We start from the raw sequence: 19,248 nt of genomic DNA on the forward strand, positions 1-19,248 counted from the left end.
TACGTCGCCGGGCAGCACACAGCTCGGCGATGGCGCCCGCGGCGTCGCTCGAGGTCAGCAGCTCGCGCGCTCGGGCATCGCCTCGCACGGCGCTGGCCAGCGCCGTGAGCTCCTCCGCCAAGATGCCCCGGGAGATGGGCGTCGAGCCGCGCAGCATCTCGAGAATCGAGCTGGGCGACTCGCCCGTCCAGTCGGCCACGTGGGCCATCAGGTCCCCCACGGGGAGGATGCACGGGATGGTGTACTTGTGGTGCAACCCCACCATCGCCTCGGTGTGGGCGTCCACCTCTCGCAGGTGCGTCGCCAGCGTCTCGTCGTCACACACGGCGAGGTCCACCGCCAGCAGGGTGGCGTGACGCTTCAACGCGGCTGGCTTGTCTACCTCGTCCCAGCGCCGCAGGTCTTCCCGCCACACCTTGTTCGCGAACGCGTCGCGGCTCGCGCGGATGCGCGCACGCATGCCGGGGTGCAGCCGCGTCAGCAGCCAGAGCACCGGGCCAGGGGGCGGCCCCTTGGCCCCCTTCGGAGCGCCGAACGCAGCGGGCTGCTGGTACCAGAAGCCGTTCACGAACTCGACCTCGAAGTGGCTGAGCAGCAACCCATAGCGCGCCGTGCCCTCGGCGAAGCCGGACATGAACGCGCGCCGAATGCCCGCGCGGCCAAAGCGCGGGATGGGCTTTGGAAAGTGGGTCCCTTCGGCCTCCCAAGGGCCGGGCCCGGGTGCGGTCCACGAAACGGTGCTGGTCTCAGTCATGGCTGCCTCGGTCGAGTCGTCCGTGCGACGAATGCAACGAGAGGGTAGCCCAAGTGTCGCGCGCGCGACGCAGAGGATTCAGCGCGGCCGGTAACGGCTGATGCCCGACCAGGTCCCTTGGTAGAGCGAGCCGTCGGGGCCGATCTCGGCCGCCGAGTACGCGGAGTTCTCGCAGCTATGGGGCAACCGCTCGATGACCTCCCGCGATGCGGCGCGCTCGAGGAACGGGAGGTAGTCCAGCACGGTGGCGCACTCCTGATCCGGCGCCGGCTCGAAGAAGGCGCTCTCCCCCGTGTCGAAGTCGATGGCCTCGAGGCCCCACACGCCGTCGCGCTGACCATGCGCGTAGATGAGGCCCGTGCGCTCGCTCATGGTGGGGATGGCGTTGGGGATGCTGGGCGCGGGGTTCGCCCAGACCACCTCGCACTCGCGCGTCACGGGGTTCCAGTCGATGCGCTCCACGCCGTAGGGTGCCTGCGCGGGGTCACCGCCCGCGAGCGCGCTGTTCAGGTTCTGCAAGATGGGCAGCTGGCCGGCGAACGCGTCGGGGTCGGCCAGCAGGTTGTTCACCACGATGGACGCGTACCCCCGCACCAGCACGCTCTGCTCCGAGAGCGAGGCCGTGGCGTCGTCGTCCCCGAAGGTCACGGGGATCTCGCAGGCGATGCGCCGGTCGCGGCCCTCGGCGATGGGCTCCCAGTCCGCTGGCACCTCGTCACGCCACATGAGCACCAGGTGCATGAGCTCCTGACCATCGGTGAAGACCACGAAGCGGTCGTCGGTGGGCGCCGTGCCCATGAGCGTCGGGGTCGAGCCCGACCCCGCGCCGAGGCGCACGCCCACTTGGCCCGAGCCGGCCTGGTAGGCCGCGCGCCAGCCCAGCGAGAGCGCCGCGCCGTCCCAGTCGAAGCGGTACATGGCCGCGCTGGTCACCACGTAGATGCCGCCGCTCTCGTCGGCCGCGATGCTGTTGGAGGTCTCCTCGAGCGTGGCTGCGCCGTCGTCGCACGAGGCCGCGTCGTTGATGGCGTACGCGACCACGTTCTCCGGGAGCATCTGCGCGGGCTGGCGGGGCAGGGTGGCCACCACCCCGCGCGCCGTGGCCACGGCGATGCGTCCGTCGTAGGTCATGGTGATGCCCACGATGGTGTCACCCGCGCCGCACAGAAGCGCGTCCGGAAGGGTGAAGCGTGTCACGAGCCCGATGCGCGAGCGGCGATCCCCCGGCACCTCGTCCGCGAACACCTCCACCGCGCGGCCCCGCGCGACGATGAAGTGGTCGTCCACGTCCACCAGGCTGTAGGCACCCGAGACCCCGAGCGGGGCGGGTGGGGCGTCGGGCTCACGCTCACGCGGCACGTACTCGTCGAGGATCTCCAGCGTCTCGGCGTCCAGCTTCACGACGGTGGCGAGGCTGCTCACTGGGGAGGACCACACCGCGCGCCCCCCGTCGGCGTACTGGCCCGTAAAGCCGAGCACCACGGGCACGCCGGTCACGTACACGTGCTGCTTGTCGAGGCGCTGGCCCCGCCGCGGTCCCTCCAGCGGCGATGACCCCTGCGCGTAGCTCGAGCGGTGTGCGCCGGCCCAGGGACCATCGGCGAGAGCTGGGTTGCACGGAGGCTCACTCGGCAGCGACTCGGGGCAGGTGTTGCCCGGCGCGCCGCCGCGGACACGCCCGTCCACGTCCGAGCCGCACGCCACCACCAAGAGAACCACCCACAGGTGCGCGCCCGAGACCACCCGAAGCCGGGTCGACCACTTCTGATGTCGCATGCCATCACTTTAGCGAAGGCACGCCGAGACATCAATACCCAAGGCGAAGCGCGCCCTGATGTACGGTGTGCCGATGACTCGCAGCGCCCGCGTCTACGGAGGCCAAACCGCCGAGCAGCGACACACCGAGCGACGCAAGCAGCTGATCGAGGCGGCGCTGCGGATCTGGTCGGAGGAAGGCTGGACCGCGGTGACCATGCGTCGCGTGTGCTCCGTGGCTCGGCTCACGGACCGGTACTTCTACGAGAGCTTCGCCGACCGCGAGGCGCTGCTGGCAGCCGCCTGGGACTTCCTTCGGCAGGACACCCTCCAGGTGATCATGACCGCTACGTTCGCCGAGCCCGAGGCCACTGCAGCCGAGCGCCTTGAGGTGGCCATCGGGGCGTTCGTCGACAGCTTCGAGTCCAACCCCGACCGCATGCGCATCCTCTTCGCCGAACACTCCGGCAGCGAGGCGCTGGAGCGACTCATGCGCGACACCGTGATCCAGTTTACGGACCTGTTCGTGACGCTGGCCCGGCCGCATCTGCGCCAGCCAGCCGACGAGCGCGGGCTGCGCATGACCACCCTGATGGCCATCGGCGGGTTCCTCGCGCTGCTGCGCGCACGTCTCGACGGCGTCATCGAGGTGAGCACCGCCGAGTTCGTCCGTCACGCGGCGACGGCGGGCGTGGACCTGGCGGCGCGCTACCTCGAGCCCGGCGCGCTCCAGCGGCGAGTCGGGCGAGCGACGTCGGCGTGACGGCTTGCCCCGGCGCGCGAACGGGAACAGAAACGCTCGCACACACGAACGTCGAGCCACGCCATGGAAGAAGAAATCGTCATCCATCCGCCTGCGCCCCTCGCCAAGCGCATCGCGCTCTTGGTCGCGGTGCTGGTCATCTCCGGGCTGGGAGTGGCGATGGCCCTGCGGCTTCAGATCGCCTTTGCCGCGGAGGCTGAGCGAACGGCTGCACGTGACGCCGCCGCAGCCGACGCGGGCGCAGCGCCCCGCGTCGCCGTCACCACACCCGTGGACGCCGAGATGGCCCCGTTGGTGGTCATCTCGGGGACGCTCCAGCCAGTCCAGTCCGCAGACCTCGGCTTCGAGTTCGCAGGTCGCATCCAGCGGGTGAGCGTAGAGCTGGGTCAGCACGTGGACGCAGGAGACGCCTTGATCACCCTCGACCGGGCTTCGGTCGCGGCGATGGCGACGCAGTCGGAGGCGGCCATCGCCGTGGCCGAAGCCAACGCGGCCATGCTCCGCGATCGGGTCGAGCTGCTGGGCAGCCTGGTCGCGGTGGGCGCCACCCCCTCACAGGATCTCACCGCCGCCGAGCGGCAGCTCAGCGTGGCGATGGCTCAGATCGAGCAAGCGCGCGCCGTCCGGCGCAGCACCGGCGTCACTGCGGCGGACCACACGTTGCGCGCTCCGTTTGCCGGGGTGGTCACCCGCGTCCCGACCGGCGTGGGCGCCGTGGTGGGGCCGGGCATCGTGCTGGTGCGCATCGAAGACCTCTCGAGCCTGCGCCTCGCCTCCACGGTGAGCCAGGCCGATCTCGCCGCGCTGCGCACCGGGATGACGGCCACCCTCGAGGCGCGCAACGGGGTCGTCGAGACGCAAGGCACGATCGCGCACCTGGTGCGGTCGCTCGACCCGTCCACCCGCCGCGCCCCCTGTGAGGCGATGTTCCCCAACGCAGACGGGGCCCTGGTGGCCAACGCGTTGGTGCGCGCCCGGGTCGTCGTCGGCGCCCCACTCCCCGCGCTCCGCATTCCGGCCACCGCTCGTCGCCCCGATGGCACGGTCCTCGTCCTCGACGGCGACGGCCGCATCGAGTCGCGTCTCGTCGAGGCTCAGTCCGACTTGGACGGCAGCTGGCTCGTGAGCTCCGGCTTGAGCCGTTCGGACCGCGTCATGGTGCGGGCCGCCGAGGGGCGCGAAGGCACGGTCGTGGTCGCCGATTCGACCCCATCGGCGAGGTAGCGCGTGACGCTCTCCGACGTCTCCATCAAGCGCCCCGTCTTCACGATCATGGTCTCCTTGGCCATCGTCGTGCTGGGCATCATGGGCCTCCTCCGGCTCGGAGTGAACCTGTTCCCGGACGTGGAGTTCCCCATCGTCACGGTGACCACGGTGTACCCCGGCGCCAGCCCCGCAGAGCTCGAGAGCCAGGTCAGCCAGCACATCGAGGACGCCATCGTGTCGGTCCCGGGCGTGAAGCACATGACCAGCTTCTCGCGCGAGTCGGTCTCGTTCATCCTCATCGAGTTCGACCTCTCTGCGGATGCCGCCGAGTCCGCCGCGTTGGTGCGCGAGCGCGTGGCTGGCGCGCGCAGGCTCCTCCCGCGAGAGGCGGAGGAGCCCACCGTGGCGCGCTTCGACGTGAACGCCACGCCCATCGCCACCTACGTGCTCGCCGGTGAGATCAGCGAGACGCATCTGCGTGACTTCGCCGAGGACACGCTCAAGCCGGCGCTCGAGACCCTCGAGGGCGTCGCCAGCATCGAGATCGTGGGCGGCCGCGAGCGGCAGGTGAACGTCCTCCTCGACCTGGATCGAATCCAGGCGCTCGGGCTGACGCCACTCTCGGTCGTCGAGCGCATCCGCAGCGAGAACCTCTCGGTGCCCGGAGGCAACTTCGACGAAGGAACGCGCCGCATCAACGTCCGCACGCTGGGCGAGTTCGAGTCCGTCGCGGAGCTCCGCGACCTGCCCATCACCACGGGCGCGGACGGCTCGATCGTGCGCCTAGGGGACTTGGCCGATGTCGAGGACGCCTTCGCGGATCTGAGCGAGGTGGTCCGCGCCAACGGCGAAGCCGCCATCATCTTCAACGTCTTCAAGACCTCCGGGGGCAACACGGTGGAGGTGTCGGCCACCGTGCGTGAGCACCTCGCGGCCATGACGCTCCCGTCGGGGATGGAGACGCGCCTGATCATCGATCAGTCGGAGTACGTCCTCGAGAACATCCACGAGGTGCAGATCTCCCTCTGGTTCGGAGGCGCGATGGCGATCCTCGTCATCCTGCTGTTCCTGCTGGACCTGCGCAGCACCTTCATCAGCGCGCTGGCCCTGCCCACCTCGGTGCTCGGCTCCTTCTTCCTGATGTGGCTGCTGGACTTCACGCTGAACATGATGAGCCTCCTCGGGCTCTCGCTCGCCATCGGCCTCTTGATCGACGACTCGATCGTGGTGCGCGAGAACATCATGAAGCACCTCGAGCGAGGGGCTGACCCGAAGACCGCCGCGAGCCAGGGCACCAAGGAGATCACCCTCGCGGTCCTCGCCACCACCGCGACGCTCTGCGCCGTCTTCGTGCCGGTGGCGTTCACTGGCGGCGTCGTCGGGCAGTTCTTCCGCGAGTTCGGGCTCACCATCGCGGGCGCCACGGTCATCTCGGCCTACGTGGCGTTCACCCTCGATCCGATGCTCTCGGCCTACCTGGCCAAGACCAAGAAGCACGGTGAGCAGCGCGAGTCCAGCATCTGGGACTTCATCGTGAAGCCCCTCACGCGCTTCTACGACACGCTCGACAGCCTCTACCACGCGTTCCTCGCGTGGGTGTTGAAGAGCCGCGTCTCCATGGGCGTGGCGCTGCTGTTCGCGTTCGGCGTCGCGTTCTCGTCCTGCGCGCTCGTCCCCTTGATGGGCAGCGAGTTCACGGCGCCCGAGGATCGCGGGCAGTTCAACATCGACATCGAGCTCCCCGCCGGCACCCGCCTCGAGGAGGCCTCGCGCCTGTCGCTCCCCGCCGAGCGGGAGCTCGTCGCCGACCCGAACATGGTCACGCTCTACAGCCGAGTGGGATCGGGTGGGCGGTCGAACCTCATCACGTGGCGTGTGGTGGCGGTTCCGAAGAACGAGCGCGAGGCCACCCAGAACGACCTGAAGGCTCAGGTCCGAGCGCTCATCCTGCGACACATCCCGGGGGCCGAGATCTCCATCTCCGATCCGGGCATCGTGGAGGGCGGCCGTGACTACCCCATCCAGATCGCCGTCATGGGCGACGACCTGGAGCAAGTGGCCGTCACCGCGAACCACTTCGCGGACGTGCTTCGTCGCACCCCCGGCGCCATCGACGTGGACGTGCAGCACTCACCCGGCGCGCCCGAGCTGGACGTCCGTGTCGACCGGGACCTCGCCTCGCAGCTCCACATTCCCTTGGCGCTGGTAGCGAGCACCGTCCGCGCCTCGATCGAAGGCGAGGTCGCGGGCCTCTACCACGATGACGACGACGACATCGACATCCGAGTCCGCCTGCGCGAGGCCGATCGAGCCAACGCGCGCCAAGTGGGGGGCCTGCGCATCCCCACCACCGGGGGGTTCATTCCCCTCACGGACATCGCCACCGTCGAGCGCGGCGAGGGGCCGGCCGAGATCCAGCGCTTCGACCGCCGACGCGTCGTCATGGTCACAGGATCGTCGGCGGGGCGCGCCGTGGGCGACGTGGTCACCGAGTTCGAGGCCGTCATCGGCGCCGAGACCTTGCCGGTGGGAGTGGACTACCTGATGCGCGGCCAGGTCGAGCAGATGAACGAGTCGAACGAGAACATGATGCTGGCCATGCTCCTCGGCCTGGTGTTCGTCTATCTGGTGCTGGCGTCGCAGTTCGAGTCCTTCATCCACCCCATCTCGATCATGATGTCGATCCCCATGGCGTTCGTGGGCGCCTTCATCGCGCTGTTTCTCCAGGGCAGCTCCATGTCCATGGGCGCGACCATCGGGCTCATCCTTTTGATGGGCCTGGTGACGAAGAACGGCATCCTCCTGGTGGACCACGCCGTCACCAAGGTGCGCGACGAGGGGTGGACGCCCCACGAGGCCATCCTCCACGCGGGCCCCGCCCGAATGCGACCCATCCTCATGACCAGCGCGGCCATGGTGCTCGGCATGCTGCCCACGGCCGTCGGCGACGGTCCGGGATCGGAGTTCCGGGGGCCAATGGCCATGGGCGTCATTGGGGGGGTGATCAGCTCCACGCTGCTCACCCTGATCGTGGTGCCGATCTTCTATCTGTTGCTCGAGTGGGTCAGCCGAAGCGCGCGCCACCTGTGGGTGCGCTGGATCCTGGGCAAGAGCCTCGAAGAGCGCCGCCTGGTGCACCGCAAGTCGAGCGCCGAGGCGGAGCCCGTCGAGACCGTGGGCTCCGCCGCGGAAGAGTAGGGCCCAACTCCCGGCTTCAGCCTTCCTCCGCCGGAGGACGAGCACCGGTGAAGCGCCGATGCAGTCGCTCCACAGGAACCCCCACGAACACGATGAGCAGCGCAACTCCGGTGCTGCTCGTCACGTCACGCATCGCTCCGGCCATCGTGCATGCAGCGCCCACGAGGAAGACGGCGGGCACCAGCGGGTAGAGCGGCACACGGAAAGGGCGATGCAGCTCGGGCTCGAGTCGTCGCAGCCGAATCACCGCCGCGACTCCCAGCATGTAGAAGGGGAACAGCCCCACCACGAACGCGTTCGTGAGCTGCTCGAAGGACTGCACCAACACGTAGAGCACGCCGAGGATCGCGCTGATGAGCACGGCGCGGCGCGGGACTCCCGAGCTCGCCTCCACACGGCCGAGCGACTCGAAGAACACCCCGTCGGCGGCCATGGCCACGAGGACACGCGGGCCGGTGAGCAGGGTGGACATGCTCGCGCCGAGGCACGCCAGGAACACCAGCGCGGCGAGGGTCTGCAGGCCGATGGGGCCGAGGGTGGCGGTGGCGAGGTTGGCCGCGACCATGTGCTCCCCCACCGTGGAGCGCGTGACGCCCTCGAAGCCGAGGACCCGCGCATACGCAGCGTTCACCGCGAGGTACACGAGGGTGGTCGCCAGCGTGCCGATGACGAAGGCGCGCGGCAGCGTGCGGGTGGGGTCCTTCACCTCGCCGGCCAGCGAGGAGAGGTCCGACCAGCCGTCGTAGGCCCACATCACAGCCACGAGCGCCGCGAAGACACCGCCCGCGCTGAGGCTTGAAGCAACGGGGTCGGTGGACGCGGGCCACTCTGTGAAGGACAGCGGGCCCGCCGCCAGCGTGAGCCCGACCACCCCGAGGGCGAGCACGCCGACGTACTTCACCCCGGTGACCACCGCTTGCTGGAGCGCCGAGACGCGAACACCGGCGAGGTTCACCGCCGCGCAGACGACGATGACCGTGATGGCGACCGCGTCCAAGTTGGCGGGGGTCGAGGGCAGCCCGACGAGCGCCACCAAGGCTTCGGCGGCGAGCTCCGCGAAGCTCCCCAGCGCGCTCGGGATCAGCAGCACGAGCCTTGTGTAGCCGAGCAGGAAGGCCGGCGTCTCGCCGAACGCCCGCCGGATGTACTCGTAGAGTCCGCCCGTGCGAGGCATCGCCGCCGCGAGCTCGGCGAGCGAGAGCGCCCCCGCGAGCGCGATCACGCCACCCGCGACCCACACGAGCATCATCGCCTCGATGGACCCGACGAGCCGCGCGATGGGCGCCGACTTTTTGAAGATGCCGGTCCCGATCATGGCGTTCACGCCCACGAGCGTCCCCGCGACGAGCCCAATCTCGCGCCGGAGGGCGGCTTCGGTCCGGACACGGCGGCCTTGGGCATCGCTCACGCGGCCGAGACTACGTCGAGGAGCGGAGCGTTCGCCACCACGGTGCGGGACCCCGTGTCTGGTACGATGGCGGCGTGCTCACCCACCGACGACGCTCCGCGCGGAGGCTCGTCCTCGCGCTCTCCACGTTCCTGCTGGCCGCCTGTGGTGGCGACGGCGGCACCAGCACCCCTGCCGTCACCCCTCCGCCGGCGAGCGTGTTGGTGCCTCAGGTCGGGCCAGGGCCGCGGCTGCAGAGCTACGGTTGGATCCACGGTGGCCCGCTCGCCTACGTCACCACGGAAGGCACGTTCTGGATCTGGGACACGGCGGCCAACCGCATCCTCTACCTGCGCGCCTTCTCGACGGAGTCCCTGAGTGCCTTCTCGACGGAGTCCCGGCGCGTCTTCGTCGGCCCCACCAGCGTTCGCTTCGGCGCCACGCTCGTCTCGCTCACCACGGGCGAGGAGGTGGCGCTGACGCACCCCGAGGGCAGCGTGCTCGCCCCCTCGCTCGACCGCAGCGCCGAGGTCTTGGTCGACGAGCGACGTGAGCTGGTCCTGTATTCGCTCGAGGGCGAGACCGCGCGCGTCGGGGTCAGCGACGTGTCCTTGGCGTTCGCCCCGGACGGTCGGCACATCGCGACATGCTCGCGGGAGGGGATCCAGCTCCGACGCACGGACGGTGGCGCGTGGGTCCGTGGGTGGGATGGCAGCGCGGACGGCGGCTGCCGGTTCGTGAACGAGCGGCTCATCGTCGCCTACCACGACGAGTACGTGGTCCACACCGGCGGCAGCTCGACGGCCACGCTGCTCGACGCGTCGACGCTCCGCCCGCTCGGCGCACCGCTGCGCGACGCGACTCATGTCGTCGCGTCACCCGATGGCTCTCGTCTCGCGATGATCGTCCGCGGCCAGCTCGTGATCGTCGATACGGCGACACAGCGCGAGAGCGCCCGTCCTGGGGTCCAAGCCACGCTGGAGCTGGTGACGGTGGGGGACACGGTGGTGACCGATCCCCGCGAGCCCACGGCCACTCAGGTGTCGCTCACCACGGGCGAAGTCCTGCAGCGCGGCGGCCCCATCGACACCCGCGCGCTCCGCGCCGACGGCACGCGACTCGCGCTCGTTGGCAACGGAGACGCGGCGCGGCTCTCGGTGGTCTCTCCAACCGGCGCGCCGCTGGTGCGGCTCGACCTGCCTGCTCTCGCTGAGCTCGGCGTCGAGGCGCCGCCGACGTGGTCTCCCGCCATGCGGGGCCTCACGGAGCGCGACGCGGTGCTCGTGGCCTACCTGGGGGAGACCACTTTCACGTTCGATGCTGCGTTGGTCGCGCGCCCGGTCGCGAGCTGCCGGCCAAGGCCCCCCGTGCCCAGCGCCGTCCCCGAGCCTGTGTACGGCCGCAGGGAGTTCGCGCTGGAGCGGGTGATTCATTCCGCATTCGTCCCGACCGAGGACGGGCGCGCGTTCCTGCTCTCGACGGACTGCATCGGTCGGAATGGTGCCGCGGCGGTGCGGGGGCCGTTCGACCCATACGCCATCTCCGGCGATCACCGCAGCTTCGTCTCGATCGAGAGCGGCGCCATCGTCGTTCGTGGCGTGGACGGAAGCGCGCGCGCCACGCTCGCGCTGGAAGCGGGAGAGGAGCCTCCCTGCGAGAGCGCGACCTGCGGTATGCCCATCGAGCTCTCTCACGATGGTGCGTGGGTGGCGGTGGCCCGCGACGCCGAGCTCCGGCTGTTCGATGCATCGACAGGTGTCGGGGTGGGCCGCGCGCGCGTGTCGCCGCGCACGCGTCAGCTCGCGTTCGCGCCGGACGGAACCTGGCTGGTGCACGTGGGCGCCGATGGGCGACGCACGCGCTTCGACGTGCCTGGTCTCCGCCCGCTGGCACGGTGGGCCGGACCGCCGGACCCGTATGGCCAGGGTCCAGTGGTGTTCCTGACGGCCGACGCCGTGGTCGACGGGAACGTCTCCCGTTCCCTCTCGGGAACGCCCATCGCTGGCCCGTGGCCAGACCTGACGGACGCATCGCGAATGAGTTTGGTCGCGGGCCATCTGGTGCGCGCGACCTACGGCCACGCGTTGGCTCCCCCTGGCGCCCCGCGGCCCGAGGTCCGCCGCACCGACATCGCGTCGCTGCCAGGGCTCGAGGTGGTCTCGGAGCTCGCCGGAGCGTGGGCGGCCGCCACACCGACGGACGTCTTCAGCTGCGACGAGAGCGCCGACATCCTGACTTGGACGAGCCTGTCAGGGCCCCCGAGGAGCCGCGTGATCGAAGGAGGGTGCCCGACGCTCGGGGTCGTCGCGCTCGGGACCACGGCTCTCGCGATCCGCGATGGCGACCTCGGCATCCGCCTCGTGCGGCGCTCCGACGGCGCCATGCGGCGCGTCATCGCCGTGACGTCCGGTGCCGGGATCCGCCTGGTACCGCTCGACGGGGGCGGAGACCGCAGGGGTGTGGAGTTCTCCCTGCGGAGACCGCGAGTGGAATCCGAGGGGATGATTGCAGCCCCGGCGACCGAAGGCTCGCTCGAAGCCTGGCTCGCGGCAGGCGCGGAAGCCCCGTAGAACCGCTACAGTCACGGGTCCCCGAGAACATCTCGGAAAGGAGCTGACATGTACGGATCTCACGCCACGCTGAACCTCGATTTTCCCGACGCGGTTCGCAAGGTCATCGACGCCCTGAAGCAAGAGGGGTTCGGCGTCCTGAGCGACCTCGACATCCAGGCGACCATGAAGGAGAAGCTCGGGGCTGACATGCGGCCGTACCGGATCCTCGGGGCCTGCAACCCGCCGTTGGCTCACAAGGCCATGAGCGCCGAGCCGGACATCGGCTTGCTGCTGCCGTGCAACGTGGTGGTGCGACAGGAGGAAAGTGGACTCGTCACGGTCGCCTTCATCGACCCGCAGACGATGGTCGCTCTCACGGACAACCCACAGGTCCGCGAGGTGGCGGACGACGCGAGTGCACGGCTGCAGCGCGCGCGCGAGCGGCTGACGGCCGACCTGGGCTGAACCACCCCGTGGTCAACCTTGGCGGAACCCAGGCTCCGCGCCCCTCCCGTCAGGGCTCGGAGACACGCAGGTTGACGTTCCCGCGGGCGCGGTGGCTCGCCATCCGCGCCACGGCCTCGCCGGCCTCCGCGAGCGGGTAGACGCGGTCGAGTGTGCACCGTGTCCGACCTTCAATCAGTGCCGCGGCGATCCCCTCGAGGTTCTCGCGACACGGGTCGTGTGTGACGGTGCGGGTCCTCCCACCCGCGAATGCACTGGCGGCGAGCCACCCGAGGGGCCCGAACACCGGGTCGGGCCCGACGCTGTTGGGGACGAGCACGCCTCCCGCCGCGAGCACCGCCAGCTGCCGCCGGACACCGTGGTTGGCGACGTTGTCGAGGATCACGTCGAAGCGGGCCTCGCCCCGGGTGTAGTCCGTCACCTCGTAGTCGAGCACCTCGTCGGCACCCAGCGCGCGCACGAGGTCTGCGTTGCGCGCCGAGCACACGGCGGTGACATGCGCGCCCGCCGCCTTCGCGAGCGGCACCGCGAACGTGCCGATACCGCCAGAGGCGCCGTTCACCAGCACACGGTGGCCGGTGCGCACCGGCGCGACGTCGCGGAAGGCCTGGAGTGCGACGACCCCGGACATGACGGCCGCCGCCGCGTCGTCGAAGGAGAGCTCCGGGGGCTTCCGCGCCACCAGCGCTGCTGGCGCCACGGTGTGGACGCGGAAGGTGCCAGGAAAACCCGCCACGAACGGGTTCGTCCCGACGCTGCCAAATACGGCGTCTCCGGGTTTCAGGTGTGATACATTTGCGCCGACTGCCTCGACGATGCCAGCGAAGTCGCTCCCGCGCACCGGGACCCTTGGCCGGGTCCAGCCGTAGAGCGGCCGGAGTAGGGCGGGGTGGCCGAGCGTACACAGCCAGTCGGGCGTGTTCACGGCCGCAGAGACGACCCGGACCAGCACGTCGCCGGGACCGTAGGTGGGGGTGGGGAGCTCAGCGGGCCGGAGAACGGCTTCGGGAGCGCCGAAAGCTGCCTGGATGATCGCGTTCATGTCCGGACCGTAGCCGTGCACATCCGTGCGGGCACCGCTTGTTCTCGTGATGCGGGCGTGCGATTCTGCACGCATGGACTGGGACGAGCTGCGGTACACCCTCGCGGTCGCCCGCACGGGCAACCTCACCGGGGCAGCGGTCGCGCTCGGGGTCACACGCACCACGGTCGGTCGACGGCTCGCCGCCGCCGAGGCGCGGCTGGGGGTGAGGCTCTTCGACCGCACGCCCGACGGGCTCGTCGCCACGGCGGCCGGGGCCGAGCTCGTCGCGGCGGCCGAGGCGGTCGAGGGCGAGGTGAACGCTGCAGAAGGTCGGTTGCTCGGGCGGGACGCCGAGCTGCAGGGGAGCCTGCGCGTGTCGACCCTCGACGTGCTCTGGCTCGGCTTCACCGACGTGTTCGCCACGTTCGTCGCGCGCTACCCGAGCGTGGTGCTGGACGTGCAGATCTCCAACGCGTTCGCGTCCCTCCGCCGTCGGGAGGCGGACGTCGCGCTCCGCTTGTCGAACGACCCCGGCGACGGGCTCCACGGGCGCCGCGTCGGTGAGATGCACTTCGCGGTGTACGCGGCGCGCGCGCTCGTCGAGCGGGTGGGGGCCGACGCGCCGCTGCAGGGCTACCCCTGGATCAGCAACGACGAGCGGAGCCCCACGCCCTGGCTGGACGCCTGGCTCGCGCGCCACGCCCCGGGGGCACGTGTCGCGTTCCGAACCGATGACTACGTCGTGCTCCGGCGCGCGGTCTCGGCGGGGATCGGTGTCCATTTCCTTCCCTGCTTCGAGGGGGACGGGGACCCTGGCCTCGTATGCCTGGGCAACCCCTTGAGGGAGGAGGCCCGCGGCATCTGGGCGCTCACGCTCCCCGAGCTGCGGACGAACCGACGTGTGCGCGCGTTCCTCGACCACTGCGCGGAAGAGTTCGGGCGGCACCGTGCCGCCCTGATGGGGAACGCCGCCGACCCGAGCTGCGCGTCGCTGACAACCGCGTGAGGGACGGCTACCGTCGGGCATGGCGACCTCCAAGAAGCAGACGACCAAGAAGGATCCACTCGAGCGTGAGCTCGCACAGCTGCGCGGCATACGTGCTCCCGTGGTGACGATGGAGCCGCTTGATGCGGCCGGATCCGACGAGCGGCTTCGCGCGGGGTGGCTGGCTCGGTGCCCCATGTTCGAGAAGGGACTTGACCGCGCGAGCGAGGGCGGGCGAGCGCTGTTCGCTCGCGCCAAGGCATTCGCCGATTCGGGGATGCCCCTCGGTCCGCGGCCAGCGGACGAGCAAGCCGCGTTCTTCACCATCGCGGCCGGCGCCGCCATACAGAACGCGCCGCGCTGGCCCGACTTCATCGATCGCTGGCTCGCGAGCGGGGGGCTGGCTTACGCCATCGAGGTCGCACTGCAGCTCCCGGTCGCCCGACACCACTCGCCGAACACGGAGGTGGCGCTGCTCCCCGGGGTCACCGACCTCTACACGTATTGGGTGCTCGCTGCGCTGCGTCCGCACCTTTCTGCGCTCCCCGAAGACGAGCGAGCCGCCGTCCGCGCGAAAGTGGCGCCGCTCACGGCCACGAGCACGCCCGCCGCGCTCGCCGCGCTCGCGCTCCTCTTCAGCGATCCCGGGGTTCGCGAAGGAAGCCGTCACCCGCGCCGACGACGAACAGATCGACTACCGCGACCCGTGGCCCGTCGCGTTCTTGGACGTGGTGCTCGACGGGAACGACTTCGCGCACCTGCTCTCGCGCGGCGGCGCCAGTTTCCAGTTCTATGGCGCTGGCTACGTGCTCGGCGCGCGGGGCCGCGTGCCCGACACCGCCATCGCCGATGCCCTGATCCGGTTCTTTGCGGCAGCCATGGCGGAACCTCGCCGCATCCGCGACACCTACGCCACTCGCTTCGCGGCGGTCGCGTGCACCATCCCGGATCCGCGCCTCGCGTGGCTCTTCACCGAGCACGGCAAGCACAAGTGGCTCAAGAAGCACGCGCCGTTCTACTTCGCGCGCCATCCCGACGTGGCGCCCGAGAGGCCGAGTGACGACGCGCTGTCGGCTCGCCTCGTCCCTTCGGAGCCGCGCAAACGCCCGTCCGGATACAGCCGAGCCGAGCTCGCGGCGCTGACGCCAGCCGAACGCGAGGCCAAGCTACTCGAATCGTTTTCGCGTTCGAACACGAACCTGCAGGTCGTCGGTCACCTGGGGGCCATGCTCGTGCTCGACGTCCTCGCGGATCATCCCATCCCAGCAGTCGCGGTGGCGCTCCACGAGCAGATTCACTCGCCCGACTTCTCGACGCAGATGCCGAAGCCCGGCTTCCACAAGGAGATCCGGGCCGACCTGGCGGCGCTCGCGAAGAAACACCCCGACATGGAGAAGGCCATCCTGGCGGCCAAGAAGGGCAAGAAGTAGCCACGGTGACGCTCGTGTTACCTCTGCGCACCATGGACCAGCACCTCCTTCTGTCTCGTGTCGCTCGGCTCACGCTGGTAAGCATCGCACTCCTCCTGGGGTGCGCCCACGAGAGCGTACCTGCAGCCACGACGCCACCGACTACCGAAGCGGAGCCCGAGACCACCGAGGCGGATACGGACACCACCGCGGTTGACGCGACGGACGAACCCGCTGCCACCGTGGCCGAGGTCGAGCCCGCGCCGACCCCGGAGCCTGTCGAGGAGCCCCCGCCGCCGGAGCCTGTCGACATGACCCCCGCAGCCGCCCCGGCGTTGTGCGCTTCGCTGGTGGAGCCCGGGACCCTTCGGCGCGCCGCGTTCAAGCGCGGCGGTGTCACGCTGCACAACGACTGGCGCGCGGATGTGCTCGAGTGCGCGTTCAGAGCCGAGATCGGCGTGGAGGTCTCCGCCTACCTCGTGCTCCGCTCGGCGAGCGCGGCGCCGTTCGCCCCCGCACCGCAGGTACTCGGCTCGTCGTACGACATCCCGGGCATGAGCGTGTCCTATCGGCTCGGCCCGATCGAGCGGACCTCCACGGGCATTCGCATTCGCGTGACGGACACGGAGACCATCTACCCGGACACCGGCTACCCCGGCTCCGGTCGCGCCGACGTGACCCGCTCGCAGCTCGTCGTCACGTGCACGTTGGACGCGGAGTTCGGTGCGTACGACTGCGAGCGTGAGGAGGCGCTGAACGGGGCCTGACAGCCGCAAGCGGCCGTGTGGCGAACCCCGCCCGCTGCATCTCCCCCGCCGCAGGAATAAGGCTCGAATAAGACCTGCATGGCACGCGGGCACCTACCTTCGCGTCATGAGCGACCTCGAACCCTCCGTGCGCGAAGCGGCGAACCGATACCTACGAACGGGTGAGCACGTCCAGGGCGTGGGGGCGGTGTCACGCGCCGTCCCAGCGCTGGCGGCCTCCGTGAGCCTGCTTCGTTCCATCTACCTGGAGCACTTCCTGGTGGTGGCGACCAACGAGCGCCTGCTCTTCTTTCCGACGAACGTCGGATTGCTCGGCGGCGTGAGCGCGCCCACCAAGGCTCCCTTTGCGCTGCCGTACACGGACCTCGCGCGCCTCGAACCCTGCAGAACACTGGTGATCGGCGCCTCAGCCATGCGCTTCACGCTTCGTGCAGGCCTCCAGCACGAGTTCACCTACCGTGCGACGGTGCCCAACCTCGCGTCGCACGCAGCCTTCGGGGCGGGCTTCCCAGGGTGGCTGGCTCCGCTGATCGAGAGCGGCGCGTTCGCTGCTCGAGGCGCCGCAGACCCTGCCTCGACCCCCGCGTTGGCAGCGCTGCCGGGGCGTCCGATGGTCGGCGCGTGGCTGTTGTTGCTCGCTGGCGGCTTTGCGCTCTTCGCAGGCCTGATGATGTCGCTCATGGCGGTGGCGAGCGGCTTGACCGAAGGCCTGCTCGCCATGCTTCCAGTTCTGCTCCTCGGAGCGGCCGCCATGGCGGGTGGGATGCACCTGCGTCGTCAGCGCGCGGCCCAGCTGGGCGAGACCGTGGTCCCGCTGGCGGAGCTCTTTCGGCAGAACAAGAAGGTCTATGTGCGTCGGGCGCTCATGGTCGGCCTGCCGCTCTCGTTTCTCTGCATCGTCGGGATGATCGTGTCCTTCGTTCAAGCCAGGAACCGCGCCCAGTCCGACGCGGACTTCGCCGACCTGCGGGCAGCAGGCGAGGCCAGGGTCGCCGCCGCCCAGGCCCAGGTCGCTGCACAACCCGCGCTGAGCGCCACGGCGCCGGCAGCCGCCCAGGATCTCCCATCCGAGATCCCGATCACCGGCACACTGCTGACCGAGGCGAGCGCCCGCACGCGGCTGGAGGGCTTCGGGTTTCGAGTGACCGCCGCGCCTGCTCCTACGACGCCAGGGCGCGCCTGGTCCTTGGTGGCGACGGGCAGCGCGGGGCAGGTGCTCACGTACACGGCTCTGACGACCGCACCTTCCCAGGACCAAGCGGGCGCGGTGTTCACGCGCAGTCGGCGCGCCGACGGTGTGGTGCTCGTGAGTGGCCCCGACGCAGCGTTGCGCAGCCGCATCGCCCAGCGGGTGGGCGCCGATGCACAAGCGTGCCTGGGCTTTGGGAATGAGCGTTGCTGGGCGGAGCTCGGCGGCACCGCAGGGACCGTGCTCGCCGCGGGCATGCCGCTTCAGATCGGCGCTGCGAGGTACCAAGTCACATGGGACGTGAAGCCGACGTCCACCTCCTGCGCCACCAACGAGACGGGCATGCTGTGTGTCGCGGTAGACCTCAGTGGCGCCTCGATGGACAGCTACGCACGGATGCAGAACCAGAACCCCTGGACTCGCTGGGCGTTGAGCGCGCTCTCACACCCCTGAGCTGCCGCTCCGGCATGACCGAGCCGCGCGAAAGACGTTCGCGGTGTGCGTTGTGCTCGCTCACGAATGTCCGCTGAACGGGGGTCCGTTCGCGCACAGCCCGGCCGAGGTCGAAGCGCTCATCGCCAGCGCGGGCTTCACCGCACCGGCCTAGAGAGCGCGAATGCCCCGATCCCGGACGCTTGCCGCTGAGCCAACCGCGATGCCCGAGGTCAGGCGAGCAGCACGATGCGCGCCTCGAACGTTTCGTTCGCACACGTCAACGCCAGAGCACGCGTACGGGCGCCATCGAGGATGACCAAGCGACCATGGCCCGCCTTCGCCCACACGCGCGCGAGCACCGCTGGCGTCTCCGCGTAGACCGCCAGGCTGGCGACGTACGGCGCACCCCCGAGCGATACTTCGTACGGCCCCAGCTCACCCGGCATCCGATGGTCGTCGAGTGCGGGAGCGGTGGTGCGCCAGCGCTCGAACGCATCGGCGAACCAGGTGTCGCGACGCTGAGGAGGCGAGGACGCTGGGAGCGTCGTGAACACGGGCGCGAGGAAGAGCTCGTCGGTCCGCAGAGAGATTCGGGCGGGGGGATGCGCAACACGGAGGAGCCCGGCAACATCGGATAGCGCCGAATCCAGCCGCTCGCGGTCCGCACGGAGCGCCAGGACATCCGTGGTTCGATGAGCGAGCGCCAGCAAGTCCGGGATGCCAACGACCCCCAAGACCATCACCAGTCGGCTTCCGTCCTCGGAGAGCAGCAACGCCATGTCCACATGCGTCGCCCACACGCGCGCCAACCAGCGGGGGTCGGATCCCGGCGCGATGTACATCCACTCGGCGCTAGGCTGGTCGAACATTGCGTAGTAGCGCTCGGAGGGCCCGAGCGTCTCCAGTTGCTCGTTCAGCCAGGCCGCGCGGGCGTCGTCGGACCTCACGCGTGGGAGGCGCGACGTCACCGAGTCGCCGTAGAAGACGTAGAGCTCCGCCAGGAGTGTGGGAGCCGCGACACCGCCGGGTGCCAACGGAGCGGCCTCCAGTACCGGCACGCCAGCGTTCGCGAGGGCACGGAGCGAGGGCGTCATGGCTGGGTGGTAGCCACCCGAGGGATGGACCGTCAAGCGCTCAGGGGGCACGAATCGCCGGCCCCGAAGGCGACGCCGCGACCCAGTCGCATCCCTCCGTCTCCACGCACTGTACCAGCGCGAGCGACGCGCACGGGGTCACGGTCCCGACGCACTGCGGCTCGGCCTCGCACGTGGTGCCGTTGCATTCGAAGGTGGTGCCGCCGCCGCTCGTGTCGAAGTAGCAGTCCGTGTTGGAGGTGCATGGATCGCCCTCCATCCCGGG

Annotated in this window: 14 protein-coding genes; 9 read left to right on the forward strand and 5 right to left on the reverse strand. The window is 70.1% G+C overall.

Annotated elements, in window-relative coordinates; translation table 11 throughout:
• Window positions 1–832: 832 nt before the first annotated feature.
• Complete coding sequence (locus tag IPI43_09490; GenBank protein ID MBK7774362.1) at window positions 833–2,530, reverse strand: hypothetical protein; 1,698 nt, start codon at window positions 2,528–2,530, stop codon at window positions 833–835.
• Between the two features lie 73 nt (window positions 2,531–2,603).
• Here IPI43_09490 and IPI43_09495 point away from each other — a divergent pair, with 73 nt between their 5' ends.
• From IPI43_09495 to IPI43_09505, 3 genes are all read left to right on the forward strand, one after another.
• A complete protein-coding gene (locus IPI43_09495) occupies window positions 2,604–3,272 on the forward strand; it encodes a TetR/AcrR family transcriptional regulator (GenBank protein ID MBK7774363.1) in 669 nt (222 codons plus the stop codon).
• A gap of 63 nt (window positions 3,273–3,335) precedes the next feature.
• A complete protein-coding gene (locus IPI43_09500; GenBank protein ID MBK7774364.1) occupies window positions 3,336–4,496 on the forward strand; it encodes an efflux RND transporter periplasmic adaptor subunit in 1,161 nt (386 codons plus the stop codon).
• A 3-nt stretch (window positions 4,497–4,499) separates the two neighbouring features.
• Window positions 4,500–7,676: an efflux RND transporter permease subunit gene (locus IPI43_09505; protein ID MBK7774365.1), complete on the forward strand. Its 3,177-nt coding sequence runs from the start codon at window positions 4,500–4,502 to the stop codon at window positions 7,674–7,676.
• A 16-nt stretch (window positions 7,677–7,692) separates the two neighbouring features.
• Here IPI43_09505 and IPI43_09510 read toward each other — a convergent pair whose 3' ends face one another.
• Window positions 7,693–9,084 carry an amino acid permease gene (locus IPI43_09510; GenBank protein MBK7774366.1) on the reverse strand — a complete coding sequence of 464 codons (1,392 nt, stop codon included), beginning with the start codon at window positions 9,082–9,084 and terminating at the stop codon, window positions 7,693–7,695.
• Window positions 9,085–9,158: 74 nt separating this feature from the next.
• Here IPI43_09510 and IPI43_09515 point away from each other — a divergent pair, with 74 nt between their 5' ends.
• Together IPI43_09515 and IPI43_09520 are read left to right on the forward strand one after the other, a co-directional pair.
• Window positions 9,159–11,633, forward strand: coding sequence for a hypothetical protein (locus IPI43_09515; protein ID MBK7774367.1), 2,475 nt, complete (start codon window positions 9,159–9,161; stop codon window positions 11,631–11,633).
• 48 nt (window positions 11,634–11,681) lie between these two features.
• The gene (locus IPI43_09520; GenBank protein MBK7774368.1) at window positions 11,682–12,080 is read left to right on the forward strand and encodes a DUF302 domain-containing protein; all 399 of its coding nucleotides are present in this window, start codon (window positions 11,682–11,684) and stop codon (window positions 12,078–12,080) included.
• A 49-nt stretch (window positions 12,081–12,129) separates the two neighbouring features.
• Here IPI43_09520 and IPI43_09525 read toward each other — a convergent pair whose 3' ends face one another.
• On the reverse strand, window positions 12,130–13,122 hold the full coding sequence (locus IPI43_09525; GenBank protein ID MBK7774369.1) for an NAD(P)-dependent alcohol dehydrogenase: 993 nt from the start codon (window positions 13,120–13,122) through the stop codon (window positions 12,130–12,132).
• A gap of 73 nt (window positions 13,123–13,195) precedes the next feature.
• Here IPI43_09525 and IPI43_09530 point away from each other — a divergent pair, with 73 nt between their 5' ends.
• The 4 genes from IPI43_09530 (at window position 13,196) to IPI43_09545 (ending at window position 17,907) form a co-directional block, all read left to right on the forward strand.
• Window positions 13,196–14,110 (forward strand): LysR family transcriptional regulator, encoded by a 915-nt coding sequence (locus IPI43_09530; GenBank protein ID MBK7774370.1) that lies wholly within the window; start codon window positions 13,196–13,198, stop codon window positions 14,108–14,110.
• A 701-nt stretch (window positions 14,111–14,811) separates the two neighbouring features.
• Window positions 14,812–15,519: a hypothetical protein gene (locus IPI43_09535; GenBank protein MBK7774371.1), complete on the forward strand. Its 708-nt coding sequence runs from the start codon at window positions 14,812–14,814 to the stop codon at window positions 15,517–15,519.
• A 290-nt stretch (window positions 15,520–15,809) separates the two neighbouring features.
• Window positions 15,810–16,265, forward strand: a complete 456-nt coding sequence (locus IPI43_09540; protein MBK7774372.1) for a hypothetical protein — start codon at window positions 15,810–15,812, stop codon at window positions 16,263–16,265.
• A 106-nt stretch (window positions 16,266–16,371) separates the two neighbouring features.
• Window positions 16,372–17,907, forward strand: a complete 1,536-nt coding sequence (locus tag IPI43_09545; GenBank protein MBK7774373.1) for a hypothetical protein — start codon at window positions 16,372–16,374, stop codon at window positions 17,905–17,907.
• Window positions 17,908–18,119: 212 nt separating this feature from the next.
• Here the strand turns inward: IPI43_09545 and IPI43_09550 are convergent, their stop codons facing one another.
• Entirely contained in the window at window positions 18,120–18,983 is an 864-nt protein-coding gene (locus IPI43_09550) for a hypothetical protein (GenBank protein MBK7774374.1), read from the reverse strand.
• Window positions 18,984–19,023: 40 nt separating this feature from the next.
• Window positions 19,024–19,242 (reverse strand): hypothetical protein, encoded by a 219-nt coding sequence (locus IPI43_09555; protein ID MBK7774375.1) that lies wholly within the window; start codon window positions 19,240–19,242, stop codon window positions 19,024–19,026.
• Between the last annotated feature and the right edge of the window lie 6 nt (window positions 19,243–19,248).

This window comes from Sandaracinaceae bacterium, from assembly GCA_016706685.1.
Lineage (GTDB): Bacteria > Myxococcota_A > Polyangia > Polyangiales > Houyiibacteriaceae > JADJJE01.

Coding starts and splice junctions, on each gene's coding strand:
- IPI43_09490 (MBK7774362.1), bottom strand. CDS start 2,530: ATGCGACATCAGAAGTGGTCGACCCGGCTTCGGGTGGTCTCGGGCGCG.
- IPI43_09495 (MBK7774363.1), top strand. CDS start 2,604: ATGACTCGCAGCGCCCGCGTCTACGGAGGCCAAACCGCCGAGCAGCGA.
- IPI43_09500 (MBK7774364.1), top strand. CDS start 3,336: ATGGAAGAAGAAATCGTCATCCATCCGCCTGCGCCCCTCGCCAAGCGC.
- IPI43_09520 (MBK7774368.1), top strand. CDS start 11,682: ATGTACGGATCTCACGCCACGCTGAACCTCGATTTTCCCGACGCGGTT.
- IPI43_09525 (MBK7774369.1), bottom strand. CDS start 13,122: ATGAACGCGATCATCCAGGCAGCTTTCGGCGCTCCCGAAGCCGTTCTC.
- IPI43_09530 (MBK7774370.1), top strand. CDS start 13,196: ATGGACTGGGACGAGCTGCGGTACACCCTCGCGGTCGCCCGCACGGGC.
- IPI43_09540 (MBK7774372.1), top strand. CDS start 15,810: ATGACCCCCGCAGCCGCCCCGGCGTTGTGCGCTTCGCTGGTGGAGCCC.
- IPI43_09545 (MBK7774373.1), top strand. CDS start 16,372: ATGAGCGACCTCGAACCCTCCGTGCGCGAAGCGGCGAACCGATACCTA.
- IPI43_09550 (MBK7774374.1), bottom strand. CDS start 18,983: ATGACGCCCTCGCTCCGTGCCCTCGCGAACGCTGGCGTGCCGGTACTG.
- IPI43_09555 (MBK7774375.1), bottom strand. CDS start 19,242: ATGGAGGGCGATCCATGCACCTCCAACACGGACTGCTACTTCGACACG.